We start from the raw sequence: 24,619 nt of genomic DNA on the forward strand, positions 1-24,619 counted from the left end.
GTTAAGTGGGCAAAACCGACCCGCGCTTGCGATTTAGTTGATGATCTTGCCGACCACACTGACGAAGACGTCCGGCAAAGTTTCAAAATTATACGCACCGGGCTTTGTGTTGACCGCGTATCCGATCATCAAAGCACCGATCAGGACCACAATCGCCGACACGCGCGGTGATCTACTGTCCGAAAAGGCGGACACAATCGCAGGAATGGACAGCACGGTGATCACAACGCCCACCACAAATATAACGTCTGAATCCATGCCTTTACCCCTGCGATTGTACGCTTAGGGCAGCTTAATCCGCATCAGATGCGAAAATCAACTTTTCTGAACAAGGTGCAACCCGCAGGATGTTCGTGGTGCCAGGTGTGTTGAACGGCACACCCGCAGTCACGACGACCATATCGCTCTCGTCGGCCAGATCTTCGGATTTGGCAGCACGCACAGCGGCGATCACGGCTTCTTTAAACCGCGTCACATTGCCTGTGACCACGCAGTTGGTGCCCCATGTCAGGCAAAGGCGGCGCGCGATTTCAATGGCGCTGGTCATCGCAACGATCGGCACGCGCGGACGTTCGCGGGCAACCAGAGCAGCAGTTGTGCCGGATTGCGTGAAGCAGCAGATCGCTTTGACGTCCGTTGTTTCCGCGATTTCACGGGCAGCGGACACGATACCGTCGGCGACTGTTTTGCCGCTGGTTCTGCGTGTTGCCTCGATAACGTCAGTGTAGGCTGGGTCTGCTTCGACTTCGGCTGCGACATTGCTCATCGTGGTGACGGCCTCAACGGGGTAAGACCCTGCTGCGGATTCAGCGGACAACATGATCGCATCGGTGCCTTCGTAGATCGCAGTTGCGACATCGGACACTTCGGCACGTGTTGGCATTGGCGAATCGATCATTGATTCGAGCATCTGTGTCGCCACGATGACCGGTTTCGCCGCTGCACGGCATTCACGGATCAAGCGTTTCTGGATTGGCGGTACGTTTTGCACAGGCAGCTCGACACCCAAATCGCCACGCGCAACCATGATACCGTCGGAGACCGCGAGGATCTCGTCAAAGGCTTTGACCGCGTTTGGTTTCTCGATTTTGGACAGGATCGCAGCGCGACCATTGCACAGTTTACGCGCCTCTTCGACGTCAGCAGCACGTTGCACGAATGACAGCGCCAACCAGTCCACACCCAGTTCGCAAACGAATTCGAGGTCTTTCAAATCTTTCGGTGACAAGGCCGCCAAAGGCAGCGTCACATCAGGCACGTTCACGCCTTTGCGGTTGGAAATCACGCCACCGACGATGACTTCGCAATTGGCAAATTTCGCACCGCAGTCTTTGACCCGAAGCTTGATTTTACCATCGTTTACAAGCAGATGCGCACCTGGCTCAAGCGCGTCGAAAATCTCGGTGTGCGGCAGTTGAACGCGGTTCACGTCGCCCGGCTCGTCACTGAGGTCGAGACGGAAATCAGCGCCCGGAATAAGGTCAACGCCTTCGTCATTCGCGAAAACACCAACCCGCAGTTTCGGTCCCTGAAGGTCGGCAAGAATGCCAATCGGGCTATTCAGGTCTTTTTCGACCTGACGGATGATCTCGTGGCGGACTTTGATTTCAGCGTGATCGCCATGAGACATGTTCAGGCGGAACACATCAGCGCCCGCTTCGACAAGCTTGCGGATCATCGCGTAGTCATTGGACGCTGGCCCCAAAGTAGCTACGATTTTGACATTACGGTGACGTCTCATACAGGTGATCCTTATGCTTCAACTATGCTGGCGTTAGCGTTAACACCGGTTGCATCCCTTATTACGCAAAACCCCCGACGTCACAACTGTACTGCATCGCAATTTGATGAAACCTGTATGACTGTTATCGGCCCATCACACTGGTCAATCGGCCGTGATCGGGCTGGTCTACCCTTGTAGGTGCCGGAAATTACACCAATATTGAGCAAAATCAGCCTTTGGAAGGGATCACCATGGACGACCAAACCCGTATCGAAATCGAAGCCGCAGCATTTCGCCGTCTGCAACAGCATCTGCTGACAGACCGCCCCGATGCCCAAAACATCGACATGATGAACCTTGCGGGATTCTGTCGCAACTGCCTGAGTCGCTGGTATCAAGAGGCAGCAAACGAGCGCGGCATCGAGATGGACAAAGAGGCAGGCCGCGAGGCGTTTTACGGGATGCCCTTCGCCGAGTGGCGTGAAAAACACCAGACCGAGGCGACAGACGCCGCCAAGGCTGCATTTTCAGAGAGCCACCCGACGACGTAATCGGAGCTAGATCGCGACTTTACGGCTTTCATCGAGGTAAATTTCACGCAAGCGCGGGGCGATTGAACCGGGCTTGCCGTCACCGATCTGCTTATCGTCGATTTCAACCACAGGCATCACGAAGGTCGACGCAGACGTGATAAACGCCTCGTCCGCCTCTTGGGCTTCCGCGATGGTAAAGCTGCGCTCTTCGACCGTCATCTGTGCCTCACGGGCGAACCGCAGCACAGCAGCGCGGGTGATCCCGTGCAAGATTTCATTGCCGAGGTGACGTGTGATGATCGTGTTGCCTTTGACGATATAGGCGTTGTTGGATGATCCTTCGGTCACCATACCGTCCTCAACCATCCACGCATCGTCTTTGCCAGCTGCTTTCGCGGCCATCTTTGCCATCGACGGGTAAAGCAGTTGCACGGTCTTGATGTCGCGGCGCGCCCAGCGCTGGTCTTCGATAGAGATAACCTTGATGCCGACCTTAGCAGCCGGGCTATCAGCCAGACCTGGCTTGTTCTGTGTGAACAGCACGACAGTCGGCTTGGTGGTCTCTGGATCAGGGTAAACAAAGTCGCGGTCATCTGGTGCGCCGCGTGTGATTTGCAGGTAGATCATGCCGTCGGTGATGTCGTTGCGTGTCACCAACTCGCGGTGAATGTCCAGCAGATCGTCAAAGGCTGCGGGTTTTTGAATGTCCAATTCGCCCAATGACCGCTCGAGCCGTTTCGCATGGCCTGCAAAATCGATCAGCTTACCGCCCAGAACCGACGTGACCTCGTAAACACCGTCCGCCATCAGGAAACCACGGTCGAAAATCGACACCTGCGCTTCGTTTTCAGGTACATATTCGCCGTTCAAATATACTGTGCGCATCGGTGTTATCCCCATAAGGCCGCCGCAGGTGCATGGACCCCGGCATCATCAAATTTCAAAGGTTCATCACGGTCTTCGGCCAACAAGAGCGGGCCGTCAAGATCGGTAAACGCAACGCCTTGCGCCAAAAGCACTGCAGGGGCCATGGCAAGCGACGATCCGACCATGCAGCCGACCATAACGTCGTAGCCTTGGGCGATAGCGTCTTCCTTGAGTGCAAGCGCCTCGGTCAGCCCGCCGGTTTTATCCAACTTGATATTCACCATGTCGTATTTGCCCTTCAGCTTGGGCAACGACGTGCGATCATGGCATGCCTCATCCGCACAGACAGGCAGTGGGCGTGCGATTTCCGCAAGCATATCATCATCGCCCGCAGGCAACGGCTGCTCGACCATCTGCACGCCAAGACGCAACAAGTGCGGGGCAAGATCGGCGTAAACCTCTGCGGTCCAACCTTCATTCGCATCGACAATGATCCGCGAGGCAGGCGCACCACGGCGCACGGCCTCAAGCCGCGCCATATCATCCGGCGTGCCCAGCTTGATCTTTAACAATGGTCGGTGAGCATTCTGTGCGGCCTGCACCTGCATCTTTTCGGGCGTATCCAGCGACAACGTATAAGCGGTGATCTCAGGACGCGGTGCGGCGACGCCCAACAAATCCCAAATGCGCTTGCCAGACTGCTTAGCCGCCAAATCCCACATCGCACAATCCACAGCATTCCGCGCAGCACCAGCAGGCAACAGGTCCTGCAAGGCGTCCCGCGTCAGATCGCGCGGCAGCCCCATAATCTCGGCCGTCACACTATCCAGACTTTCGACATACCGCGCATAAGGGACACATTCCCCAACGCCAACATGACCACCATCCGCGACCCGCACGGTCAAAACTTCGGCTTGCGTTCGTGATCCACGGCTGATGGTAAACACCTGCGCCAGTTGAAACACATCTCTCGTGACTTGAATATCCATAACGCCCTGCTTCTTTGGCTTTCTCTATATCCCGGGGGATTGGGGGCTGGCCCCCAAACGAATTTTCTAGAAAATTCGCCCCCCCTTCGCAGAGGTTTAGATCGCTTCGAGAGCATCCACCAGCTTTTCGGCACCAAACCGGAACGGATCAGTTGCTGGCAGACCCATGCGTGTCTCAATATCCGCAAGGCACGCTTTGGCATCTTCTTCGTTCAGTTTTTGCGTATTCACAGACACACCAACGATCTGGCAATCCGGGTTGGCTATCCGTGCGATCGGCAGTACCATGTCGCGCAACGCTTCGAGTGTTGGCAGCTGATAATCAGGCAAGCCGCGCATGTGCGTCCGCGTTGGTTCGTGCGCCAGAACAATCGCGTCGGGCTGGCCGCCATGGATCAGGGCCATCGTCACGCCGGAATAGGATACGTGGAACAAGCTGCCCTGCCCTTCGATGTGATCCCAGTGATCCGCGTCGTTGTCTGGCGTCAGGTATTCAACCGCACCCGCCATAAAGTCAGCGATGACCGCATCAAGAGGCACACCGCCGCCAGTGATCAGGATACCTGTTTGGCCAGTTGGACGGAATGTGGATTTCATGCCACGCTTTTGCATTTCAGTGTCCATGCACAACCCAGTGTACATTTTACCCACGGAACAATCGGTCCCGACTGCCAAGCAGCGTTTGCCTGTCCGCTTTTTGCCGTTTGCGATCGGGTAGGCAACGGATGGAATACGCACGTCGAACAATGTCTGACCGTGGACGCGTGCCGCTGACATCAGTTCTTTTTCGTCGCGCAGCAAGTTGTGCAGGCCGGAGGCAATATCGTAGCCAAGCGTCAGTGCCTTGACCAAGATTTCTTTCCACGCGTCAGAGATCACGCCGCCACGGTTGGCAACACCGATAACCAGCGTTTTGGCCCCAGCAGCAATGCCTTCTTCCAGCGTCATATTTGCGATACCGAGGTCCGCGCCGCAGCCTTCCATACGGAATTGGCCGACCGCGTTTTCAGGACGCCAGTCGTTGATGCCTTGCGCAACTTTGGCTGCAAGACCGTCAGGGGCGTCGCCTAAAAACAAGAGATATGGGGTCTGGATCATGTAGTCGCTCCGCAGATGAAAGTGGATTCGTGTTTGAATGGGACAATGCACGAAAGGCCGCGCAATGTCTTTCGTGATAACGCCATGATTGCAGTTATTTGTCGAATAAATCTTCGCCTTTTGGCGATCCTTAGCAATAATTCAGCGCACGTCAGGCGGCACCGAACACATATCCCCCAAAAACAAAGACCCGGGCGCGTGTGGCGCCCGGGTCAATTTTGCTAAACCTCTAGGGTTGAGAGGAGGTCGAGGATTAGCCTTTGTTGAACTCTGGGTAAGCTTCCATGCCCAACTCAGCCATGTCGAGACCGTTGATCTCTGCTTCTTCGCTGACACGGATGCCTACTGTTGCTTTCAGGATGAACCAAACGACACCGGCGGCGACGAATGTGAATGCGCCGTAAGCTACGATACCCGTGATCTGTGCGCCCCAGTTGCCTGTGTAGAAAGCAACCGCAAGAGTACCCCAGATACCTGCACAGAGGTGAACAGGGATCGCACCAACAACATCGTCGATTTTCAGCTTATCAAGCAACGGCACAGTGAAGACCACGATCACACCACCAACAGCACCAGTCAGCAAAGCGCCGAACAAGGACGGTGCAAGTGGTTCAGCCGTGATGGACACCAGACCAGCAAGCGCGCCGTTCAACACCATCGTCAGGTCGACCTTTTTGTACATGATCTGTGTCAGGCAGAGTGCAGCGATCGCACCGGCAGCCGCAGCCATGTTTGTGTTCGCAAAGATACGGCCAATGTCAGTGATGTCGCCAACAGTACCCGCAGCAAGCTGTGAACCACCGTTAAAGCCGAACCAACCGAGCCACAGGATGAACGTACCCAGTGTTGCAAGTGCAAGGTTAGAACCTGGCATTGGGATTGTGCGGCCATCTTTGTATTTACCGATACGTGGCCCAAGGATCAGCGCACCAGCCAAAGCAGCCCAGCCACCAACAGAGTGTACAATTGTAGAACCGGCGAAGTCAGAGAAGCCGATTTCGGACAACCAGCCGCCGCCCCACTGCCATGAACCCGAAATTGGGTACATCACGCCAGTCAGCACAACAACGAATGCCAAGAACGGCCACAGTTTGATACGCTCGGCAAGTGCGCCGGATACGATGGACGCAGTTGCGGCAACAAACATCAACTGGAAGAAGAAGTCGGATGCAACGGATGCGTAATCAAGTGCGGCGTCAGCGGCGTCGAGACCAACTGGTTCTAGCGATGTGACTGCAAAGAATGGTCCAACCCAGCCCGGGATGATCCATGCGTCGCCCGGGTACATCAGGTTAAAGCCGATGAGCCAGTATGCGATGGACGCAAAACCGAACAACGCAATGTTTTTGGTCAACTGCATGGCAACGTTTTTGCCGCGCACGAGGCCCGCTTCGAGCATCGCAAAACCTGCGGCCATGAAGAACACGAGGAAGCCAGCAACCAAGAACAACAATGTTGTCATGATGTAAGGGCCGATTTCATCGAACCCCGGCGCTGCGGCTTCTTGGGCGAAAGCGAAGGTTGGCAATGCTGCCAATGCTGCCCCCGCAAATAATGTTTTGGTGAATTTCATCTGTCCCGTGTCCCTTAGATAGCGTCGTCGTTGAGTTCGCCAGTGCGGACGCGCATTGCGGCTTCCACATCAAGCGTAAAGATTTTGCCGTCGCCGATTTTGTCGGTCTTGGCTGTTGTTGCGATGGTCGAAACCACTTGCTCGGCCATGCTGTCTTGCACGACGATTTCAAGTTTCACTTTTGGAACAAAGTTCACGGCATATTCAGCGCCACGGTAAATTTCCGTGTGGCCAGATTGTGCGCCGAAGCCTTTGATTTCAGATACCATCATCCCGCGTACACCGATTCCAGTCAGCGCCTCGCGGACCTCTTCCAGTTTAAAGGGTTTGATTGTTGCAATGATCAGTTTCACGAGGGGTCCCCTTGTCGTGTCTTCCAATGCCGCCAATTTGCGGCTGTGAGCCTAAGGGGCGGCATCAAGGACCAAGGAACAACGATTCCGGCTGGATTTTGTGACCTCAAACCAGCCATGTTGCACATTTTTTGCACAATCACGCATTGCCGTCTGTTTTTTAGGCAGAACATAAATCAGCCACCGGTTAATCTGGGCGCTCTACATTCCCTGCCAGTGTCGTTATGATGCCTCAAAGATACCGAAGCGGTGCAGGCGATACATGAGCGGAAACAACAAAAATCGCGACCCATTGGTCGCTGAGAAACGATATGGCGCGGCAGCCCCGAAAAAGGCAGCCCCAGCACGTAAACCCCGAAAGGCAAAGCGCGCACCCGTAAAAAGGCGCGGCCTGATTGGTCTACTGACTGCTTTTATCGGCGGTATTTTCCGCGCAATTTGGCGTTTGATTTGGGGTGGCACCGCGATTGTCGCCACGATGACGGGCCTTGGCGTCTATTATTACGCCTCTAATCTGCCCCCTGCCGAAAGCCTGATTGATGGCCGCGCACGCGGTTCGGTTACATTACAAGACCGCACAGGCGAGACATTTGCGTGGCGCGGCGACCAGTTCGGCGGGATGATTACGACTGAAACGGTCAGCCCACATCTGGTGAATGCCGTTGTGGCATCCGAGGATAAGCGGTTTTACACGCACTTTGGCGTATCGCCGCGCGGTGTCGCCTCTGCTGTGCGGATCAACTTGCGCGCGGGTCGCGGCCCGTTGTCTGGCAACGGCGGCTCAACCATCACCCAACAGGTTGCGAAACTGCTATGCCTTGGCGTGCCTTACAATCCGACTGACTGGGATTCAGAGGCTGCTTACGAGGCCGACTGCCGCCGCACCACACTTTGGCGCAAGGTCAAAGAGGCGGTTTATGCGATGGGCATGGAAGCGGCCTATACCAAGAACGAAATCCTGACGATCTACCTGAACCGCGCCTATCTGGGTGCCGGGTCTCGTGGTTTCGAGGCCGCATCAGAACGGTATTTCGGCAAATCAGCCGCTGAGTTGCGCCCTGCTGAGGCCGCGATGCTGTCCAGCTTGCTGCCTGCTCCGTCATCCCGCGCACCGACACGCAACCTAGAAGCAGCCCAGCAACGCGCAAATGTCGTGATCGGCTTGATGGAGGTCCAAGAGCGCCTGTCGCCAGAATTGGCCGAAGACGCCCGTACAAATCCCGCCACGCTGTCGTCAGCGGCGAAACAAGACACGGGCGGCTATTTTGCCGATTGGGTCATGGCGTCGGGACCAGAATTCTTTACCCGCAACACCACCGAAGACGTGAACATCCGCACGACCTTTGACCAAGACATCCAAGCCAGCGCCGAAGACGCATTGGAATGGATCTTTGAAAACAAGGTCCGTGAAGGATCAGAAGCAGAAGCCGCGATTGTCGTCATGTCCGCAGATGGTGCTGTCCGTGCCATGGTCGGTGGGCGCGAGGCACCAAACGTCGGTGATTTTAACCGCGCGATCCAAGCCCGTAGGCAACCCGGATCGGCGTTCAAACCGTTCATCTTTGCGGCCGCGTTGGAGATGGATTTCTCGCCGAACGACTACGTGAACGACACCGATATGTGCTGGTCGACACCCGGCTCGGGCAACTGGTGCCCGCAAAACTATGACCGCCAATTCAAGGGTCCGGTGACGCTGTTGCAATCACTTGTCGAGAGCCGCAACATCCCCGCCGTGATCCTGTCGGAAAACGTGGGCCGCGATATTGTGCGGCAAGTCGCCGAAGGGTTCGGCATTGAAAGCGATATGGCCGATGGGCCCGCGCTTGCGCTGGGCGTGTCGGAAAGCACCTTGATCGAAATGACGGGCGCTTATGCTGGTATCTTGAACGGTGGCTCGTCGGTTGATCCTTACGGGTTGGTTGAACTGCGCTTGCAGGGTGAAGCCGAGCCGTTGATGGGTCTTGGCGGTGGTATCCGTGATCGGGTGATCCGTGAACGTGCTGCGCGTGAACTCACGTGGATGATGAACCAAGTTGTCGAACGTGGCACGGGTGCGCGTGCAAAAATCCCCGGTTGGCAGATCGCTGGTAAGACAGGCACAACGCAATCCGCGCGTGATGCGTGGTTTATCGGCTTTACTGGCGATTATGTGACGGGCGTTTGGATGGGCTACGACGACAACAGCCCGTTGGCTGGTGTGACTGGCGGCGGTTTGCCTGCTGATATCTGGCGCGAAACCATGACACGGATTTTGGCGAACCAGCAGCCCGTGCCATTACCGATGCAAGAACCGGGTGACGGGTTGCGGCGCAGTGACCCGAATTTCCAACCTGGTGTCGAGGCCCCTGCCCCCGCATCACCTGCATCCCCAGACGCCCCGAACTCGCCCAATGACGGTGCGATCTTGGATGTGTTGAACAATATCCTGAACAACGCCAACTAGCGCGGGGTGGTTATGACCCTTCGGGGTCACACCGCGCATAGGCAAAGGCGTAGCCGTTCCATACCATGATGATGCCGGTCCCTTCGGCATCATCCATGACCATGGCGCGTTCGGCCCAGACTTGATCACCGCCAGAACATTGCATGGTGTAAAGTTTGGCATCCATTTGCAGCACATCGACAGGGCTGCTCATCCGGCATTCGACCTCGACACCGTAAAATATGCCGTCTTCGATTTTTAGCGCACCACCGTCCACGCCGACATTCGCGCAATCAGCGTTGGCGACCTGTTTGTAGGTGCCATCAAAAGGCCCCGCCATCGCGGCGACAGGCAGCAGGGCGAGAAGTGCCGCGAACCGCATCACACCGCCCCAATTTCTGCTGTCAGCGCATCAAGGTTGCGACCTTGCCGATCCAGCAACGCGCCGATTTCGGCCCGTTCGGTCAGCAACATGTTCACGCCTTCAATGATGAAGTTGAAGAACTTGTGCGACCCAGATCGGTCAGAGACATGGAAATCCATGCGTAGTGGTGAACGTCCGCGCAGTTGCACAGTTGTTTCGACCTCAATCCAGCTTTTTACGGGTGCGGCACCTTCGACGATGATTTCGCCGCCGACGAATTCACGGAAACGACGCCCGTATTTGCTGGCGATATAGCCACGGAATGCTGCGGTGTAGGCTTGCATCTGGGCAGGGCTTGCGCTGCGGGCATCGGCCCCGAGGCAATAGCGTGCGATTGTTGGCACGTCGGAATAGCGGTCAAACAACACAGCAAAGTCGCTAATCATCGCGGCCTCTGATTTGCCGGATGCGATGACTGCGTTCACTTCGGTCACAAGTGCAGCGACGATGGATTGCGATTCACTGACCGACAAAGCGGCGGCGGCTTGCGGCAGAATGCTTGCGCTGGCAGCAGCAATGATCACTTGGCGACGGTTCAACATTATTGGTCTCCGTATAGGTCAGCGTAGGGGTCTGCGACTTCGGCCGCTTCAATACCCAGTTCGTAGCGACGGTTTTGCAGGTAGATTAACCGCGCCTGCGCATAAGAATCCGCGCTTTCGTTTAGCACATCACCAATCGTATCGCCAACTTGGTCGATTTTTGCGATCCGACCCGCGATAGAGCCAACAGACGCCACAACCAATTGGTCATCAGTTACGAACAACCCAAGCGGGTCGATCAGCACGTCAACAATATCACCGGCAAAGTCACGTTCGGTCGATGGACCCAGCAGCGGAAGTTCGAGATACGCACCTTCTGGCGCGCCCCAAACCGAAAGGGTTTGCCCGAAATCGGCGTCGATTTCTTCCAATCCCATAATGTCGGCAGGGTCAAAAACCCCAAACGCACCAAAGACGGTGTTAATCAAAAACCGCATCGTATTCGATGTCGCGCCAACGAAATCGCCCTGCAACGTGTTGTTCAGGATCACACCGGGCATCGCCACGTTATCAGCAAAATCGATCAAACGGGCCGAGATATCCTGTGGAATACGCGGACCACTACGGTCTTCATCGCTACCCAGTCCACCCGTTAAACGCTTGTTAAACTCGTGCACGCTACGATTTCGCGTCTCGTAGGGGTCATGCACCGTGGCACCATCAGGGGCAGTGCTGCAGGCAGCGACGCTGGCGAGGGTCAAGCAAAGGGCAAAAGCTATCTTCATAATTTCAATATCTTCAGTCTTTATAATTAGGTGTTCTTGATGTGACGCTTGTCCGTTATAATTGCAATAACCTTAGATTGCGGTGGCTTTGTAGGCTTTATCGCGCAAAAGATGCCGCAAGTAGTATCGAAAAGTACAAAGAGCGATGAACCGCCAATGGTAGACAAGTTGACCGCACAAGGCCGTGCAGAATTAACCAATACCCGCAAACAAAGCCGGGGCTTGTACTGGATGGTTGCGGTCTTCAGTTTCTTTGTGAACATGCTGATGCTGACCGGCCCGCTGTATATGTTGAACGTATATGATCGGGTTTTGGGGTCGCGCAGCCTAGAGACGTTAATCGCGTTATCGGTGTTGGTCGCGTTTTTATACGGCATGATGGGCATCATGGACTACGTGCGGGGCCGGATCATGGCCCGCGTTGGCGCACGGTTCCAAGCGGGCATGGACCGCCGTGTTTTTGCTGCTGTGCTCAAGGCATCGACAATCAACAAGGCCCGCAACGAAGCTGCAACAGGCTTGCGCGATCTGGAAAGCGTGCAGCGATTGATCACCTCGCCAGCCCTGATGGCCGTGTTCGATCTGCCGTGGACACCGTTGTTTTTCCTAGGGATATTTATCTTTCACCCTCTGATGGGCCTTTTAGGCATCGTCGGCGGCGTGATTTTGATCGCCGTGGCGATCACCAACCAATTAACCACCCGCAAGCCACTGCAAAAAGCCAACGCCGCGACATTCCAGTCCGAGACGATGGGAGCGCAAATCCGGCAGGAATCCGAGATGGTTCATGCGTTGGGGATGCGCGATGCTGCGTTTAGTCGGTGGCAGATTGCCCGTGCACAGTCGCTGGATGCCACGATTGCCGCCGCTGATGGCGCTGGCACGTTCAGCGCGATGACCAAGACGTTCCGCCTGTTTTTGCAATCCGCGATGTTGGGGCTGGGTGCGTATCTGGTGCTGCGTGGCGAGTTGACGCCCGGTGCGATGATCGCTGGTTCAATATTGCTGGGCCGTGCGTTGGCCCCGATCGAACTGATCGTCGGCCAATTTGCGACGTTCCAAAAAGGACGCGAAGGCTGGAAAAACCTATCAACGCTGCTGGGCAACGTACCAGAGGATGATGCCCGTACCACGCTGCCGCAACCCGCCGCCCGCATTATCGCGGATCAGGTGACGGTCGTCCCGCCGGGTGAACAAACAGCTTCGCTGCGAATGATCAGTTTCGCAGTCCAACCAGGTCAAGCCGTTGGTGTTATTGGGACTTCTGGATCGGGAAAAACGACGCTTGCGCGTGCGTTAACCGGTGTTTGGCGTCCTGCTGGCGGGAAAATCAGGCTCGATGGCGCGGCGCTGGATCAATACAACCCAGACGTTTTGGGACAGCATATCGGGTATTTACCCCAGCGGGTGCAGCTATTTGACGGGACGATTAAGGAAAACATCGCCCGCATGTCGATGCAGCCGGATGACGCCGCCGTGGTTGCTGCTGCCAAAAAAGCGGCTGCGCACGAGATGATTTTAAATCTGCCTGACGGGTACGACACGCGGGTCACATCGAACGGTGGTCGCCTGTCTGGTGGTCAAATCCAACGGGTCGGTCTGGCGCGTGCGATGTACGGCAATCCGGTTGTGCTGGTGCTGGACGAGCCGAATTCGAACCTTGATAACGAAGGGTCAAATGCGCTGAACAACGCGATCCGGCTGTGTAAAGAAGAAGGTAAAATCGTCTTTATCATGGCACATCGTCCGAACGCGATTCAAGAGTGCGATTTGCTGCTCGTGATTGAAAACGGGGCACGGCGGGCCTTTGGGCCCAAGGATCAAGTGCTACAAGAAATGGTTAAGAATGCCGATCAAATCAAACAAACTTCAGGCAAAGGGGCGGGCGTATCATGAGCGACCAAACCCTGAATAAACGCTGGTCAGTCTTGCGACCAATGACCATCGGTTTGCTGGCGATGCTGGTGCTGGTTGGTGGCTTTGGAACGTGGGCCGTGGTGGCGCAGATCACTGGCGCTGTGATTGCATCCGGCCAGATCGAAGTCGACCGCAACCGGCAAGTTATTCAACACCCTGACGGCGGCGTCGTCGAAGCGATTTTGGTCAAGGAAGGCGATACTGTTGCTGCCGGAGACCTGCTTATTCAATTGGATTCCGATGCGTTGCGGTCGGAATTGGCTATCGTCGAAGGCCAGTTGTTTGAAATTTTGGCGCGTCGCGGACGGCTAGAGGCAGAGCGCGATGCGAGCGATTCCATCACCTTTCCAGAGGTGCTGTATTCCTTTGATCGACCTGAAATCGAAAGTCTGATTGCCGGGCAAGAACGCCTGTTCGAAGCGCGATTAGAATCGTCAGCTAAGACCAAAGAACAGCTCGCCCAGCGCCGTGCGCAGATCGTGAGCCAGATTGGCGGCATAGCGGCGCAACGCGACGCGGTCGCCCGTCAACAAGAGTTAATTACGCAGGAACTGGCCGCACAGCAGACGCTTCTTGAGCGGGGCTTGGCACAGGCCAGCGGCGTTTCCATCTTGCAGCGCGAAGAGGCTAATCTGCTAGGGGATTTGGGGGAGCTTGTCGCATCCGAGGCGCAAGCCGCCGAGCAAATTACCGAGATCGAGATCGAAGTTCTGACGCTCGACACCACCCGCCGCGAAGAAGCAATCACGCGCCTACGCGATCTGCAATTCAACGAACTGGAACTGACAGAACGGCAGCGCACGCTGACCCAACAGCTGGATCGGCTTGACATTCGTGCGCCATTGGCCGGAATTGTCTACGGATTACAGGTATTTGCAGAAAGATCGGTCATTCGCGCCGCTGATCCGGTGATGTTTCTTGTGCCGCAAGACCGCCCGCTTGTGATTGCCGCCCAAGTCCAACTGACGGACGTGGATCAGATCTACGTCGGCCAAGAGGCGACGATGCGCTTTTCCGCCTTTGATCAACGCCGCACGCCGGAATTGTTCGGCAAGGTCACGCTGATTTCGGCTGATGCGTTTCAGGATGATAGCAATGTCGCGCCATTTTACCGTGTAGAACTGCGCCTAAACGAAGGTGAGATCGACCGACTGCCTGCCGATATGACCCTGATCCCCGGTATGCCTGTGGAATCTTTTGTCCGCACCGCAGATCGCAGCCCGATGGACTATCTGATCAAGCCGCTTGCTGATTATTTCGCCAAGGCATTTCGCGAGTCGTGATTGCGCCTGCCTGCGCCCAACGATAGCGTTCACCCAAACATCAAGGAGAACGCCATGTCGTCTGTGATTGAAACCAAACTTGCCGAACTCGGCGTGACTTTACCCGATGCGCCAGCCGCTGCGGGCAACTACGTCCCCTATGTGATCGCGGGTGATTTGGTGTTTGTGTCGGGCCAGATTGCGATGGACGCGACAGGGCCTTTGACCGGAAAACTGGGGGACGACTATACGGTTGACCAAGGGATTGCCGCCGCAAAAACCTGCGCGATCAACCTGTTAACGCAGTTGAAAGCCGCTTGCGACGGTGATCTAGATCGTTTGGTACGTGTGGTGAAACTGGGTGGTTTTGTGAACTCGACCCCTGATTTCACCGACCAACCCAAAGTGATTAACGGCGCGTCTGATTTTCTCGTTGAGGCGTTGGGCGACATAGGCCGACACGCGCGTGCAGCCGTCAGCGCACCTAGCCTTCCGCTCGGCGTTGCTGTTGAAATCGACGCGGTGTTTCAGATCAAATGAAGCTGCCTGCATCCTTCCTAACAAAGCCGATCACGCACCGCGCTTTGCATGACAAAACCGATGGTCGCCCCGAAAACTCAATCGAGGCGATCACGGCTGCGATTGATGCCGGCTACGGTATCGAGATTGATTTGCAGCTGTCGCAAGACGGTGTGCCGATGGTGTTTCACGACTATCACTTGGGGCGTTTGACGGCTGAAACCGGGCCTGTCGCGATGCGCACTGCCGCTGAGTTGGGGCAGATTATGCTGACGGGCGGGGCTACGGGTATTCCGACATTTGCAGAGGTGCTGGCGCTGGTGAATGGCCGCGTTCCGTTGCTGGTTGAGATCAAGGATCAAGACCATCAGATGGGCGAAAACGTCGGACTTTTGCAGCAGGTCGCGGCTGATGCCCTCGCGGATTACAAAGGCGACGTCGCGATTATGTCGTTCAATCCACATGCGGTTATGGCGTTTGGTGTCGCCGCCCCGACCATCCCGCGCGGCATTGTCACGTCGGATTATACCGCTACAGATTGGCCCACGATTCCTGCCGATGTGCGTGATCGATTGCGTGATATTCCCGATTACGACCGCATTGGTGCCAGCTTTATCAGCCACGAAGCCCGCGATCTGGGGCGTGATCGCGTTGCCAATCTGAAGGCTGCGGGTGCGAATGTGCTGTGTTGGACGATCAAATCGCCCGAACAAGAGGCGGAGGCACGAAAAGTTGCGGATAACGTGACTTTTGAAGGCTATCTCGCTTGACCCCCACCCAATTGCGCACAAATCAAGACTATGACTGACGACGCAATCGAGATTAACGCCCATCCCGACCTGAGCACAATTGCGCAGGTCGATTGGGATGCCTGCGCGTGTCCCGAAGACGGGCGTCCTTACGATCCGTTCACAACCTATCGCTTTATCAAGGCATTAGAAGACAGCGGGTCGGTTGGTTCCGGCACGGGCTGGCAGCCGCGTTATTTAACCGCAAAGGTTAATGGTCAGGTGATCGCTGTCGCGCCGCTTTATGCCAAAGGTCATTCGCAGGGCGAATATATCTTCGATCACAACTGGGCCCATGCGTTTGAGAATGCGGGTGGTCGCTACTACCCGAAACTGCAACTCGCCGTGCCGTTTACGCCTGCAACGGGACGCCGATTTCTGACACGTCCCGGTTTTGAAGTCGTCGGCATGTCCGCTATTGTCCAAGGCGCGATCCAGATTGCGGCAGATAATCAACTATCGTCGGTCCACGTGACATTCTGCACCGAAGCCGAGGCAATTGCAGGCGAGGAAATGGGCCTACTGCCTCGCATTGGGCAGCAGTTTCATTGGGAAAACGACGGTTACGCGGATTTTGACGGATTTCTCGGCAGCCTTGCAAGTCGCAAACGCAAGAACATCCGCAAGGAACGTGCGCAGGCGAATAGCTTTGGCGGTGATATTCTGATGCTGACGGGCGACGCTATTCAGCCCGAACATTGGGATGCGTTCTGGCAGTTTTATCAGGACACCGGAAACCGCAAATGGGGGACGCCCTACCTGACGCGTGGATTTTTCGACATCGCCCAAGAGACATTGCGCTATGATATGTTGCTGTCACTGGCGGTGCGTGACGGACAATATGTGGCGGGGGCATTGAACTTTATCGGGCGCGAAACGCTATACGGGCGCTATTGGGGCTGTATTGAACACCACGCCTGTTTGCATTTCGAGTTGTGCTATTACCGCGCGATTGACTACGCCATTGAACACGGGCTGGCGCGCGTAGAGGCGGGCGCACAGGGCGAACACAAACTTGCGCGGGGCTATTTGCCTGTCGCGACCCATTCATTGCATTGGTTCAGTGACGCAGGGTTTCGCGATGCCGTCGGCAATTACCTAGAGGCCGAGCGCGACGCGGTGGATAACGAAATCGAAATCCTGACCAGTTACGGTCCATTCAAACGCGAAAATCGTGAGGAACAACAATGACCGACGCATTGACCACAGCAGAACGCGACACACTGATTGCACCGCTTTTGGCGAACGGCTGGACCATGGTTAACGGGCGTGATGCGATCCAAAAGACATATGTTTTCGGGAATTTCGTCGCGGCCTTTGGATTTATGACTCAAGCTGCTATCTGGGCCGAGAAATTGAACCACCACCCCGAGTGGTCGAACGTTTACAAAACCGTCGACGTGACACTGATCACGCATGATTGCGACGGGTTAAGCGTTTTGGACGCGAAATTAGGCGCAAAAATGGATGCGCTGGCTAAAGGATAACTATGGAAGACTTGTTAAATACTGAAATTGTCGACGGCAAAACGCTCGCCGACTTGTTTACTGTTGAATTTCTTGCCTCGGTTTTCGGGTCGGTTGTCGCCGCGCTGGTGATCCTGATTGTCGGATTTATGATCGGCGGGTGGGCACGGCGCAGGCTTGGCCGGTTGGGTGAGCAGTACAAACACCTTGACGAAACGCTGTTCAACTTCCTTGGGAATATCGCCCGCTACGTCATCATTGGCTTTGCATTCCTGTTTGTTCTCAACACCTTCGGCGTGCAAACCACATCGTTTGTCGCTGTTGTCGGTGCCGCTGGTCTCGCCATCGGTCTGGCGTTGCAAGGTACGTTGTCGAATGTCGCCGCTGGCGTGATGATCATCTTTTTCCGCCCGATTAAACTGGGAGATTTTGTCGAAGTGAACGGTAGAATGGGCACCGTGAAAGACATTACGTTGAATTACACCGAACTCGCGTCTGTCGGAAACGTGCAGATCATCATTCCAAACTCTGAAGTATGGGGCAACACGATCGAGAACTATTCGGTTTACACGACTCGTCGTGCGGAATGGACGTTTGGCGTAGGCTACGGCGCGAACCTCAAGGACGCTGAGCAGATCATTCACGATACGATCTTGGCAGATGAACGGTCCCACGCAGAGCCCGCACCCTTTGTGCAGGTCAACAATTTGAACGACAGTTCGGTTGATTTCTTGGTGCGCGTTTGGTGCGATTCAGCCGTCTACTTCCAGTTCCAAGCGGACATGAAGCGGCGCGTCAAAGAGGCGTTGGATGCGGGCGGGATCGACATTCCGTTCCCGACAAGAACGCTTATTCAAGTCAAAGAAGACTGATAGTTTGGGCGCGGCGTCAAAACCGCGCCCTTTTTCTTTAGATCATCGCCAGCAGTGATTCACCGCCAGAGATATCACATTCACCGGGGCTCGATTCTTCGCCCAGTGCTGTGACAACGCCGTTATCCACAACCATTGCATAGCGCTTTGAACGCCCGATCAGGCCCGCTGGTGGTGCCGAAAAATCCATGCCGATGGCTTTGGTGAACGCGCCGTCGGCGTCGCCCAGCATCGTGATGCCCGCTTCAGCAGCACCCGTGCTTTCGCCCCACGCCTGCATCACAAACGGGTCGTTAACCGATACGCAGATGATTTCATCAACGCCTTTGGCCGCAAAATCGTCCTTGGTCCGCATAAAGCTAGGCACGTGCGACGTTGTGCAAACGCCAGTGTAGGCACCCGGCAAGCCGAAGATCACAACTTTGCGGTCTGTCAGTTTTTCTGACAACTGAACGCTGGCAGGACCTTCTTCGCCCATAAACAGCAGTGTAGCGTCGGGCAGTGTCGCCCCTTTTGAAATCGTCATGAATACGTCCTTGTTTTGATTGCACCTGTTGTCGCCAACAATATAGGCTTGGCGAGTAATCAAAACCAGATCAAGGACACAATTGTATGTCACATGTCGTCGTCATCGGTGCAGGCCAAGCCGGATCATCTTGTGTTGCAAAGCTGCGCACCGACGGATTTGACGGCGAAATCACGCTTGTCGGCGGTGAACCTGTGCCGCCATATCAGCGCCCACCGCTGTCAAAGGCTTATTTACTGGGGGAAATGGCAGAAGAGCGGCTGTATCTGCGCCCTGCCAGTTTTTACGCCGACAACGATATCACGCTGCGCCTGTCCACACGAGCGACTGCGATTGATCCCTCTGCGAAAACCGTGACGCTCGAAAATACCGAAGTGTTAAGCTACGATCACCTCGTTCTGACCACTGGCGCGCGTCCTCGGACCTTGCCCAGCGCTATTGGTGGCGATCTGAACAACGTGTTTTCCGTGCGCGATCTGGCTGATGCGGACGCAATGGCGCCTGCATTCGCGTCGGGCAAAAAGGCGTTGATCATCGGCGGGGGCTATATCGGGTTAGAGGCCGCTGCCGTCGCTGCCAAACGCGGCGTTGATGTGACCTTGGTCGAGATGTCAGAGCGGATTTTGCAGCGCGTTGCTGCCCCACAAACCTCTGACTACTTCCGCGCATTGCATACCGCGCATGGTGTGAAAGTCCTCGAAGGCATCGGTTTGGACCGCTTAGTCGGCAACGACACGGTCACAGGTGCGGTCCTCAACGATGGCACAGAAATACCTGTCGATTTCGCGGTTGTCGGCGTTGGCATTACGCCTGCCACGATCCTTGCCGAAGCGGCTGGTTTGACTATCAACAACGGTATTGCCACCAACGCGATGGGCCAGACGTCTAACCCTGCGATTTGGGCGGCGGGCGATTGCGCCTCTGCGCCGCTGAACGGTCAGCAGGTCAGGATCGAAAGCGTCGGTAACGCCATTGATCACGCAGAAATAGTTGCGAAAAACATCATCGGGGCTGCGACGCCTTATGTGCCCACGCCTTGGTTCTGGTCAGATCAATACGATTGTAAATTGCAAATCGCGGGCCTGAACGCTGGATACGACGCAGTTTATGCGCGCGTGACAGGCGATGCACGGTCGCATTGGTATTACAAAGGCAACCAGTTGATTGCCGTTGATGCAATGAACGACGCGCGCAACTACATGATCGGAAAACGCTTGATTGAAGCAGGCAAAAGCCCCGCACCCAATCAGATCACCGACCCCGATACCGACATGAAAGCACTGCTTAAAGCATGAGGATCATTGGCGGACAGCATCGCGGGTTGAACTTGACCGACGTGGGAAAAGGCGATGTAGCAGCGCATTTGCGGCCCACATCTGATCGCGTGCGCGAGAGCCTGTTCAATGTATTACAGGGCGGCAAATACGGAAATCCCATCGACGGGGCGCGTGTGTTGGACTTGTTCGCAGGCACCGGCGCATTAGGGCTAGAGGCGCTATCGCGCGGTGCCGCATATGCCACGTTCGTCGATAGCGGACGTGTCGCGCAAAAGCTGATTACCGAGAATATCAACAAATGTAGGCGCGGTTCGGACACAAAGCTACTGACCTGCGACACCAATAACCTGCCGCTTGCGGATACCCCTTGCGACCTGATTTTCGCTGACCCGCCCTATGGTCAGGGCCTCGGTCCCGCCGCCTTACGCGCTGCCAAATCCGCTGGATGGATCGCAGACAACGCGCTGATCGTGCTGGAAGACAACACCGCCCTGCCCGCACCACCGGGCTTTCGCAAACTCGACCAACGGCGCTACGGCGACACATGGATCACACTACTGGAGCCGAACGTATGACCGTCAAACTTGTTATTTTCGATTGCGATGGCGTTCTGGTGGATACGGAACCTACGACAAATCGGGTCATTGCCTCTGATCTTGTGAAGCGCGGTTTGACGTTAAGCGACCATGACATCGGCGAGCTATTCGTCGGCGGAACCATCGAAGCTGTGTCAAAACGCGCCCGCAAAATGGGGGCCGCCATCCCCAACGATTGGGTCGAAACGATCTACGCCAAGATGTTCAAAGAATTAAGCTACGGCGTCAGGGTTTTCGACGAGGTTGATGTTTTCCTCGACGCGCTTGCCGCCCAAGGGATCGCGATTGCGATTGCCTCAAACGGGCCGTTGGACAAGATGGAAATCACGTTGGCCCCGTCGGGCCTAAAAGCCCGCTTTGGCAGGCAGATTTACTCTGGCCACGACTACACGCCAAAACCCGCGCCAGACATGATCCTGCACGCGATGCAGGTTGCTGGCGTCACGGCGGACGAGACGGTGTTCATCGATGACAGCGCAACAGGGGCAAGTGCTGGCTTGGCTGCGGGCGTGCGCACGTTCGGTTTCGATCCAAGCCGCAAGTTCACGCAGCTGGGTGAATTGGCCGTGGATAAAGTCGGGTCGATGCGGGAAATTGCAGGGCTGATCGGCGTGGCGATGCCCGCGTTATCATCCGAACCCGCAGCGCCTGCCGCCACTGCAATACCCGAACAGCCCGACCATTTTTGCCCCGGTTGCGGCGTAGAACGCACATTCTACGCCCGCTATCCTTGGCACTTTTGCGACGATTGCTGTCGCACCGCAGTCGACGGCGACGGGCGCAAAATCCACACATTCAACACCGATCTCAGTGGTGGTTTCGGGTTCCGCATTGAGGGCGAAAGCCAAAGCTATTCTTGTGGTGGCATCCTCGCAAAGATCAACAACCGCCCCGCTATCATCAGGGACGCCTACATGGGCGGGATCGTTGCACAACCCTGGACGACGTCCTCGACTGTTGGCACACCAAACAGAACCCACAATTCGCTGCTGCCAAATGCGACAAAGGACGCCATAACGCCGATCAAATAAGGTCGCTTAAACCTCGTAAGTCGGGTGGAACCTGCCCGATGGCGACAGCGTAAAGATTTCCGCTCCTTGCGCGGTGATCCCGATGGAATGCTCGAACTGGGCCGATAGACTCTTGTCGCGTGTGACGGCGGTCCAATCATCGGCCAGTACCTTGGTCTCTGGGCGACCCAAGTTGATCATCGGCTCGATGGTAAAGAACATGCCCTCTTCCAGCACAGCACCTGTACCAGCGCGTCCGTAGTGCAGCACATTTGGGGGCGCATGGAACACGCGCCCTAGCCCGTGACCGCAAAAATCGCGGACCACAGACATACGGTTGCTCTCAGCGTAAGCTTGGATCGCATGGCCAATATCACCAAAGGTATTGCCAGGCTTTGCGGCCTCGATTCCCTTCATCAGCGCGTCATGCGTGACCTGCACCAGTCGCTCTGCTTTGCGCGACATCTTGCCCGCAACATACATCCGCGACGTATCGCCGAACCAACCATCAACGATAACCGTGACGTCGATATTCAAAATATCACCGTCCTTAAGAACCTTTTCGCCCGGAATACCGTGACACACGACATGGTTCACAGAAATACAGCTCGCGTGCTGATACCCTTTGTACCCAATGGTCGCAGAGGTCGCACCGGCAAGCTCGACCTGCTCCGTGATGAACTGATCCAACGCCGCGGTCGCAACGCCCGGCGCGACCAATGCAGCAACATCATCCAGAATTTGCGCGGCCAAACGGCCAGCCTTGTTCATGCCGGCAAAACCATCCGCATCATAGATCCGAATACCGTCTTTGGTCACGCTGCCTTTGTTCGTCATCATATCGTCCTCAACACCTTTTCCGCGACATAAGCGATCACGCCCAACAAAACCAGTAGGGCGCGACACTTCGTTTCTTTGACGTCTTCCAAATCCTCGCCGAAGGCATCCTAAGGCGCAACAAAATCCAACGGGTTGCGAATATCAACACCCAGCGGCGAAATCGCACAATCAAACACCATCACCTCAACCCCAGCCGCCCGTGCATCGCGAAACGCCTGCGCATAAGCGGCGTCGATGTCCGCGGCCAAGGTGAAGCCCGCGCAATCCGTCCGCTGCACCAAGTACAACATCACAGCGCGGTGCCCGTCGCGGACCATCTGCGACAACTCGCGTAGGTGCTTTGCCCCCCGCGTCGTCACTGAATCGGGGAACTCGGCCAGTCCCGCCTTTCGCGACAACGTCACGCTTTTCACCTCGACATAGGTATCCGGCCCCTGCCCTGTCAGCAGAAAATCAATGCGGGAATTTTCGCCGTATTTGACTTCGGGACGCACCAAATCATAATCCAATCCGGCCACCTGATGTGCCATAAACGCCGCTTTTAAGGCGCGATTCGGCACCGATGTATCAACACCTGTAAAATGTCCGTTCTCGTGATCCACCAGCCGCCAGCCGTATTTCAGCTTTTTCTTTGGATCGTCATTCGGTTCCAGCCAAACCTTCATACCCGGTTCTGCCAGCCCCATCATTGAGCCGGGGTTCGCGCAGTGGGCGACGACTTCGGTCCCGTCGTCCAGCCGCATATCTGACAAAAACCGCTTGTAGCGGCGGATGAGGCGGGCGGGGATAAGAGGCGTGGCAAACTGCATAAGCCGCCCTATAACATGGACAACATCAAGGAGACCACCGATGCCGAACCCAACAGCCGCGATGCTAGTCATCGGCGATGAAATCCTATCGGGCCGCACCCGCGACGCGAACACGCATTACCTCGCTGGGCAATTGACCGAAGCGGGCATCGACCTCAAAGAAGTGCGCGTCGTCAGTGACGATGCACCCGCGATTGTCGCAGCGGTCAAGGCACTCTCGGCAGCCTACGACAGTGTTTTCACCAGCGGCGGCATCGGCCCGACCCACGACGACATCACCGCAGATTGCATCGCGCAGGCTTTTGACGACCACATCGACGTGCGCGACGACGCCCGCGCCCTGCTTGCCGCACATTACGAACGCAACGGTCAGGAACTGAACGACGCCCGCCTGCGCATGGCCCGCATCCCCGACAGTGCCACGCTGATCGACAACCCCGTCAGCGTGGCCCCCGGTTTTACCATTCAAAACGTGCATGTCATGGCTGGGGTCCCATCGGTATTCCAAGCCATGGTCGCGACCGTGCTGCCAACGCTGAAAGGCGGCGCACCGCTGTTGTCGCAGACCCTGCGCGTGCAACGCGGTGAAGGCGATATCGCGGGACCATTGGCACAATTTGCGCAAGACTTCAGCGACTTGTCTGTTGGATCATATCCGTTTCAAAAAGACGGCGTTTACGGGTCCAATATCGTCGTGCGCGGCACCGATGCGATCCGGCTCGACGTCGCGATGACAGCTCTCACGGCGATCTTTGCCGCATGACGCTACCTTCGGTTCACACGCTGTATGACGTGATCGACGCGACTTGGCCTGCAGCCGACACAACCGGCGTCGGGCCTTGGCTGATCCGTAGCGGATTGCTTGGCGGTAGCCGCGTCAGCGCGACAACTGCAAGATATCCTGCAAAGATTGACGACCTGCGTTTGGCCGAAACCGAGATGCGGAAACGCGATCAGCCCCGCTTGTTCATGATCCGCGATGGCGATGACGTGCTTGATGCGATGCTCGCCGATGCGGGTTACATCATCAAAGATCCGGTGAACCTTTACGCCGCACCTCTTGCGGAAATCGCCGCGAACAAACCGCCACCGATCACATGCTTTCAAGTTTGGCCGCCGCTGCAGGCCCAACATGAAATCTGGGCACAAGGCGGTATTGACGCGCCGCGTTTGGCAATCATGGACCGCGCCATGTGCCGCAAAAGCACGTTCCTCGGGCGTGCAAATGACCGCCCCGCTGGCACTGTTTTCGCAGGTATTCACAACAATATTGCAATGCTGCACGCGCTCGAAATCGCCCCTGCCGACCGTCGCCAAGGGCTTGGCAAGCACCTGACCCAAGCCACAGCCGTTTGGGCGCGATCCCAAGGGGCCAGCCACCTATCTTTGCTTGCGACACAGGCGAACATTGGCGCAAACGCGCTCTATGCTTCCCTTGGGATGCAGGTTGTGGGACAGTATCATTACCGTATCAAGCTGGACTGACCC

The 24,619-nt window shown here is 56.1% G+C and carries 27 protein-coding genes; 14 read left to right on the forward strand and 13 right to left on the reverse strand.

The window, feature by feature from the left end:
* Positions 1-33 precede the first annotated feature (33 nt).
* Positions 34-258: a hypothetical protein gene (locus FHS72_RS12945; RefSeq protein WP_183529798.1), complete on the reverse strand. Its 225-nt coding sequence runs from the start codon at positions 256-258 to the stop codon at positions 34-36.
* Positions 259-292: 34 nt separating this feature from the next.
* Positions 293-1,741, reverse strand: coding sequence for a pyruvate kinase (gene pyk, locus FHS72_RS12950; protein ID WP_183529800.1), 1,449 nt, complete (start codon positions 1,739-1,741; stop codon positions 293-295).
* 233 nt (positions 1,742-1,974) lie between these two features.
* On the opposite strand from pyk, the gene FHS72_RS12955 reads away from it, so the two are divergent.
* A complete protein-coding gene (locus FHS72_RS12955; protein WP_183529803.1) occupies positions 1,975-2,274 on the forward strand; it encodes a DUF1244 domain-containing protein in 300 nt (99 codons plus the stop codon).
* A gap of 6 nt (positions 2,275-2,280) precedes the next feature.
* On the opposite strand, the gene FHS72_RS12960 is transcribed toward FHS72_RS12955, so the two are convergent.
* The 5 genes from FHS72_RS12960 to FHS72_RS12980 form a co-directional block, all read right to left on the reverse strand.
* Positions 2,281-3,141 (reverse strand): D-amino-acid transaminase, encoded by an 861-nt coding sequence (locus FHS72_RS12960; protein WP_183529805.1) that lies wholly within the window; start codon positions 3,139-3,141, stop codon positions 2,281-2,283.
* Between the two features lie 5 nt (positions 3,142-3,146).
* On the reverse strand, positions 3,147-4,112 hold the full coding sequence (gene dgcA, locus FHS72_RS12965; protein WP_183529807.1) for an N-acetyl-D-Glu racemase DgcA: 966 nt from the start codon (positions 4,110-4,112) through the stop codon (positions 3,147-3,149).
* A 96-nt stretch (positions 4,113-4,208) separates the two neighbouring features.
* Complete coding sequence (gene dgcN / locus FHS72_RS12970) at positions 4,209-5,210, reverse strand: N-acetyltransferase DgcN (protein WP_183529808.1); 1,002 nt, start codon at positions 5,208-5,210, stop codon at positions 4,209-4,211.
* 253 nt (positions 5,211-5,463) lie between these two features.
* Positions 5,464-6,783, reverse strand: coding sequence for an ammonium transporter (locus FHS72_RS12975; protein ID WP_183529810.1), 1,320 nt, complete (start codon positions 6,781-6,783; stop codon positions 5,464-5,466).
* A 14-nt stretch (positions 6,784-6,797) separates the two neighbouring features.
* Complete coding sequence (locus FHS72_RS12980) at positions 6,798-7,136, reverse strand: P-II family nitrogen regulator (protein ID WP_183529812.1); 339 nt, start codon at positions 7,134-7,136, stop codon at positions 6,798-6,800.
* Positions 7,137-7,398: 262 nt separating this feature from the next.
* On the opposite strand from FHS72_RS12980, the gene FHS72_RS12985 reads away from it, so the two are divergent.
* Positions 7,399-9,579 (forward strand): transglycosylase domain-containing protein, encoded by a 2,181-nt coding sequence (locus tag FHS72_RS12985; protein ID WP_183529814.1) that lies wholly within the window; start codon positions 7,399-7,401, stop codon positions 9,577-9,579.
* Positions 9,580-9,589: 10 nt separating this feature from the next.
* Here FHS72_RS12985 and FHS72_RS12990 read toward each other — a convergent pair whose 3' ends face one another.
* The 3 genes from FHS72_RS12990 to FHS72_RS13000 are packed head-to-tail and all read right to left on the reverse strand — an operon-like array spanning position 9,590 to position 11,249.
* Entirely contained in the window at positions 9,590-9,940 is a 351-nt protein-coding gene (locus tag FHS72_RS12990) for a hypothetical protein (RefSeq protein ID WP_183529816.1), read from the reverse strand.
* Positions 9,940-10,524: an MlaC/ttg2D family ABC transporter substrate-binding protein gene (locus FHS72_RS12995; protein WP_183529818.1), complete on the reverse strand. Its 585-nt coding sequence runs from the start codon at positions 10,522-10,524 to the stop codon at positions 9,940-9,942. Before FHS72_RS12995 ends, FHS72_RS12990 begins: the two co-directional genes overlap by 1 nt.
* The gene (locus FHS72_RS13000) at positions 10,524-11,249 is read right to left on the reverse strand and encodes an MlaA family lipoprotein (protein ID WP_183529820.1); all 726 of its coding nucleotides are present in this window, start codon (positions 11,247-11,249) and stop codon (positions 10,524-10,526) included. The genes FHS72_RS12995 and FHS72_RS13000 overlap by 1 nt, the downstream gene beginning before the upstream one ends.
* 156 nt (positions 11,250-11,405) lie before the next feature.
* On the opposite strand from FHS72_RS13000, the gene FHS72_RS13005 reads away from it, so the two are divergent.
* Genes FHS72_RS13005 through FHS72_RS13035 form a run of 7 tightly spaced genes read left to right on the forward strand, consistent with a single transcriptional unit; the run spans position 11,406 to position 18,073 of the window.
* Positions 11,406-13,145 (forward strand): type I secretion system permease/ATPase, encoded by a 1,740-nt coding sequence (locus tag FHS72_RS13005; RefSeq protein ID WP_183529822.1) that lies wholly within the window; start codon positions 11,406-11,408, stop codon positions 13,143-13,145.
* Entirely contained in the window at positions 13,142-14,449 is a 1,308-nt protein-coding gene (locus FHS72_RS13010) for an HlyD family type I secretion periplasmic adaptor subunit (RefSeq protein ID WP_183529824.1), read from the forward strand. The genes FHS72_RS13005 and FHS72_RS13010 overlap by 4 nt, the downstream gene beginning before the upstream one ends.
* Positions 14,450-14,503: 54 nt before the next feature.
* Positions 14,504-14,968: a RidA family protein gene (locus FHS72_RS13015; protein WP_183529826.1), complete on the forward strand. Its 465-nt coding sequence runs from the start codon at positions 14,504-14,506 to the stop codon at positions 14,966-14,968.
* Complete coding sequence (locus FHS72_RS13020) at positions 14,965-15,717, forward strand: glycerophosphodiester phosphodiesterase family protein (protein WP_183529828.1); 753 nt, start codon at positions 14,965-14,967, stop codon at positions 15,715-15,717. The genes FHS72_RS13015 and FHS72_RS13020 overlap by 4 nt, the downstream gene beginning before the upstream one ends.
* A gap of 30 nt (positions 15,718-15,747) precedes the next feature.
* Positions 15,748-16,926, forward strand: coding sequence for a GNAT family N-acetyltransferase (locus tag FHS72_RS13025; RefSeq protein ID WP_183529830.1), 1,179 nt, complete (start codon positions 15,748-15,750; stop codon positions 16,924-16,926).
* On the forward strand, positions 16,923-17,222 hold the full coding sequence (locus FHS72_RS13030; protein WP_183529832.1) for a 4a-hydroxytetrahydrobiopterin dehydratase: 300 nt from the start codon (positions 16,923-16,925) through the stop codon (positions 17,220-17,222). The genes FHS72_RS13025 and FHS72_RS13030 overlap by 4 nt, the downstream gene beginning before the upstream one ends.
* A gap of 2 nt (positions 17,223-17,224) precedes the next feature.
* Positions 17,225-18,073 carry a mechanosensitive ion channel family protein gene (locus FHS72_RS13035; protein ID WP_183529834.1) on the forward strand — a complete coding sequence of 283 codons (849 nt, stop codon included), beginning with the start codon at positions 17,225-17,227 and terminating at the stop codon, positions 18,071-18,073.
* A gap of 37 nt (positions 18,074-18,110) precedes the next feature.
* On the opposite strand, the gene FHS72_RS13040 is transcribed toward FHS72_RS13035, so the two are convergent.
* On the reverse strand, positions 18,111-18,599 hold the full coding sequence (locus tag FHS72_RS13040) for a peroxiredoxin (protein ID WP_183529836.1): 489 nt from the start codon (positions 18,597-18,599) through the stop codon (positions 18,111-18,113).
* An 86-nt stretch (positions 18,600-18,685) separates the two neighbouring features.
* On the opposite strand from FHS72_RS13040, the gene FHS72_RS13045 reads away from it, so the two are divergent.
* From FHS72_RS13045 to FHS72_RS13055, 3 genes are read left to right on the forward strand one after another with little or no spacing between them, the layout of a single operon-like run.
* Complete coding sequence (locus FHS72_RS13045) at positions 18,686-19,894, forward strand: NAD(P)/FAD-dependent oxidoreductase (protein ID WP_183529838.1); 1,209 nt, start codon at positions 18,686-18,688, stop codon at positions 19,892-19,894.
* Positions 19,891-20,451, forward strand: coding sequence for a 16S rRNA (guanine(966)-N(2))-methyltransferase RsmD (gene rsmD, locus FHS72_RS13050; protein ID WP_183529840.1), 561 nt, complete (start codon positions 19,891-19,893; stop codon positions 20,449-20,451). The genes FHS72_RS13045 and rsmD overlap by 4 nt, the downstream gene beginning before the upstream one ends.
* Complete coding sequence (locus FHS72_RS13055) at positions 20,448-21,503, forward strand: HAD family hydrolase (RefSeq protein ID WP_183529842.1); 1,056 nt, start codon at positions 20,448-20,450, stop codon at positions 21,501-21,503. The genes rsmD and FHS72_RS13055 overlap by 4 nt, the downstream gene beginning before the upstream one ends.
* 6 nt (positions 21,504-21,509) lie before the next feature.
* On the opposite strand, the gene map is transcribed toward FHS72_RS13055, so the two are convergent.
* Together map and sfsA are read right to left on the reverse strand one after the other, a co-directional pair.
* Positions 21,510-22,322, reverse strand: a complete 813-nt coding sequence (gene map / locus FHS72_RS13060) for a type I methionyl aminopeptidase (RefSeq protein ID WP_183529844.1) — start codon at positions 22,320-22,322, stop codon at positions 21,510-21,512.
* A 107-nt stretch (positions 22,323-22,429) separates the two neighbouring features.
* A complete protein-coding gene (gene sfsA / locus FHS72_RS13065) occupies positions 22,430-23,131 on the reverse strand; it encodes a DNA/RNA nuclease SfsA (RefSeq protein ID WP_183529950.1) in 702 nt (233 codons plus the stop codon).
* A gap of 40 nt (positions 23,132-23,171) precedes the next feature.
* Here sfsA and FHS72_RS13070 point away from each other — a divergent pair, with 40 nt between their 5' ends.
* Together FHS72_RS13070 and FHS72_RS13075 are read left to right on the forward strand one after the other, a co-directional pair.
* Complete coding sequence (locus FHS72_RS13070) at positions 23,172-23,894, forward strand: competence/damage-inducible protein A (protein ID WP_183529846.1); 723 nt, start codon at positions 23,172-23,174, stop codon at positions 23,892-23,894.
* Positions 23,891-24,616 carry a GNAT family N-acetyltransferase gene (locus FHS72_RS13075; protein ID WP_183529848.1) on the forward strand — a complete coding sequence of 242 codons (726 nt, stop codon included), beginning with the start codon at positions 23,891-23,893 and terminating at the stop codon, positions 24,614-24,616. The genes FHS72_RS13070 and FHS72_RS13075 overlap by 4 nt, the downstream gene beginning before the upstream one ends.
* Positions 24,617-24,619 lie beyond the last annotated feature (3 nt).

The organism is Yoonia ponticola (assembly GCF_014199395.1).
GTDB lineage: Bacteria > Pseudomonadota > Alphaproteobacteria > Rhodobacterales > Rhodobacteraceae > Yoonia > Yoonia ponticola.

What these genes read in the sequence shown, in the direction of transcription:
- FHS72_RS13010 (WP_183529824.1), top strand. Translation starts at nt 13,142, where the DNA reads ATGAGCGACCAAACCCTGAATAAACGCTGGTCAGTCTTGCGACCAATG.
- FHS72_RS12945 (WP_183529798.1), bottom strand. Translation starts at nt 258, where the DNA reads ATGGATTCAGACGTTATATTTGTGGTGGGCGTTGTGATCACCGTGCTG.
- FHS72_RS13000 (WP_183529820.1), bottom strand. Translation starts at nt 11,249, where the DNA reads ATGAAGATAGCTTTTGCCCTTTGCTTGACCCTCGCCAGCGTCGCTGCC.
- FHS72_RS12955 (WP_183529803.1), top strand. Translation starts at nt 1,975, where the DNA reads ATGGACGACCAAACCCGTATCGAAATCGAAGCCGCAGCATTTCGCCGT.
- FHS72_RS13075 (WP_183529848.1), top strand. Translation starts at nt 23,891, where the DNA reads ATGACGCTACCTTCGGTTCACACGCTGTATGACGTGATCGACGCGACT.
- FHS72_RS13035 (WP_183529834.1), top strand. Translation starts at nt 17,225, where the DNA reads ATGGAAGACTTGTTAAATACTGAAATTGTCGACGGCAAAACGCTCGCC.
- FHS72_RS13025 (WP_183529830.1), top strand. Translation starts at nt 15,748, where the DNA reads ATGACTGACGACGCAATCGAGATTAACGCCCATCCCGACCTGAGCACA.
- FHS72_RS13015 (WP_183529826.1), top strand. Translation starts at nt 14,504, where the DNA reads ATGTCGTCTGTGATTGAAACCAAACTTGCCGAACTCGGCGTGACTTTA.
- FHS72_RS12985 (WP_183529814.1), top strand. Translation starts at nt 7,399, where the DNA reads ATGAGCGGAAACAACAAAAATCGCGACCCATTGGTCGCTGAGAAACGA.
- map (WP_183529844.1), bottom strand. Translation starts at nt 22,322, where the DNA reads ATGATGACGAACAAAGGCAGCGTGACCAAAGACGGTATTCGGATCTAT.
- FHS72_RS12995 (WP_183529818.1), bottom strand. Translation starts at nt 10,524, where the DNA reads ATGTTGAACCGTCGCCAAGTGATCATTGCTGCTGCCAGCGCAAGCATT.
- FHS72_RS13055 (WP_183529842.1), top strand. Translation starts at nt 20,448, where the DNA reads ATGACCGTCAAACTTGTTATTTTCGATTGCGATGGCGTTCTGGTGGAT.
- FHS72_RS12990 (WP_183529816.1), bottom strand. Translation starts at nt 9,940, where the DNA reads ATGCGGTTCGCGGCACTTCTCGCCCTGCTGCCTGTCGCCGCGATGGCG.
- FHS72_RS13020 (WP_183529828.1), top strand. Translation starts at nt 14,965, where the DNA reads ATGAAGCTGCCTGCATCCTTCCTAACAAAGCCGATCACGCACCGCGCT.
- FHS72_RS13045 (WP_183529838.1), top strand. Translation starts at nt 18,686, where the DNA reads ATGTCACATGTCGTCGTCATCGGTGCAGGCCAAGCCGGATCATCTTGT.
- FHS72_RS12975 (WP_183529810.1), bottom strand. Translation starts at nt 6,783, where the DNA reads ATGAAATTCACCAAAACATTATTTGCGGGGGCAGCATTGGCAGCATTG.
- FHS72_RS13005 (WP_183529822.1), top strand. Translation starts at nt 11,406, where the DNA reads ATGGTAGACAAGTTGACCGCACAAGGCCGTGCAGAATTAACCAATACC.
- rsmD (WP_183529840.1), top strand. Translation starts at nt 19,891, where the DNA reads ATGAGGATCATTGGCGGACAGCATCGCGGGTTGAACTTGACCGACGTG.
- pyk (WP_183529800.1), bottom strand. Translation starts at nt 1,741, where the DNA reads ATGAGACGTCACCGTAATGTCAAAATCGTAGCTACTTTGGGGCCAGCG.
- dgcN (WP_183529808.1), bottom strand. Translation starts at nt 5,210, where the DNA reads ATGATCCAGACCCCATATCTCTTGTTTTTAGGCGACGCCCCTGACGGT.
- FHS72_RS12960 (WP_183529805.1), bottom strand. Translation starts at nt 3,141, where the DNA reads ATGCGCACAGTATATTTGAACGGCGAATATGTACCTGAAAACGAAGCG.
- FHS72_RS13040 (WP_183529836.1), bottom strand. Translation starts at nt 18,599, where the DNA reads ATGACGATTTCAAAAGGGGCGACACTGCCCGACGCTACACTGCTGTTT.
- dgcA (WP_183529807.1), bottom strand. Translation starts at nt 4,112, where the DNA reads ATGGATATTCAAGTCACGAGAGATGTGTTTCAACTGGCGCAGGTGTTT.
- sfsA (WP_183529950.1), bottom strand. Translation starts at nt 23,131, where the DNA reads ATGCAGTTTGCCACGCCTCTTATCCCCGCCCGCCTCATCCGCCGCTAC.
- FHS72_RS13070 (WP_183529846.1), top strand. Translation starts at nt 23,172, where the DNA reads ATGCCGAACCCAACAGCCGCGATGCTAGTCATCGGCGATGAAATCCTA.
- FHS72_RS13030 (WP_183529832.1), top strand. Translation starts at nt 16,923, where the DNA reads ATGACCGACGCATTGACCACAGCAGAACGCGACACACTGATTGCACCG.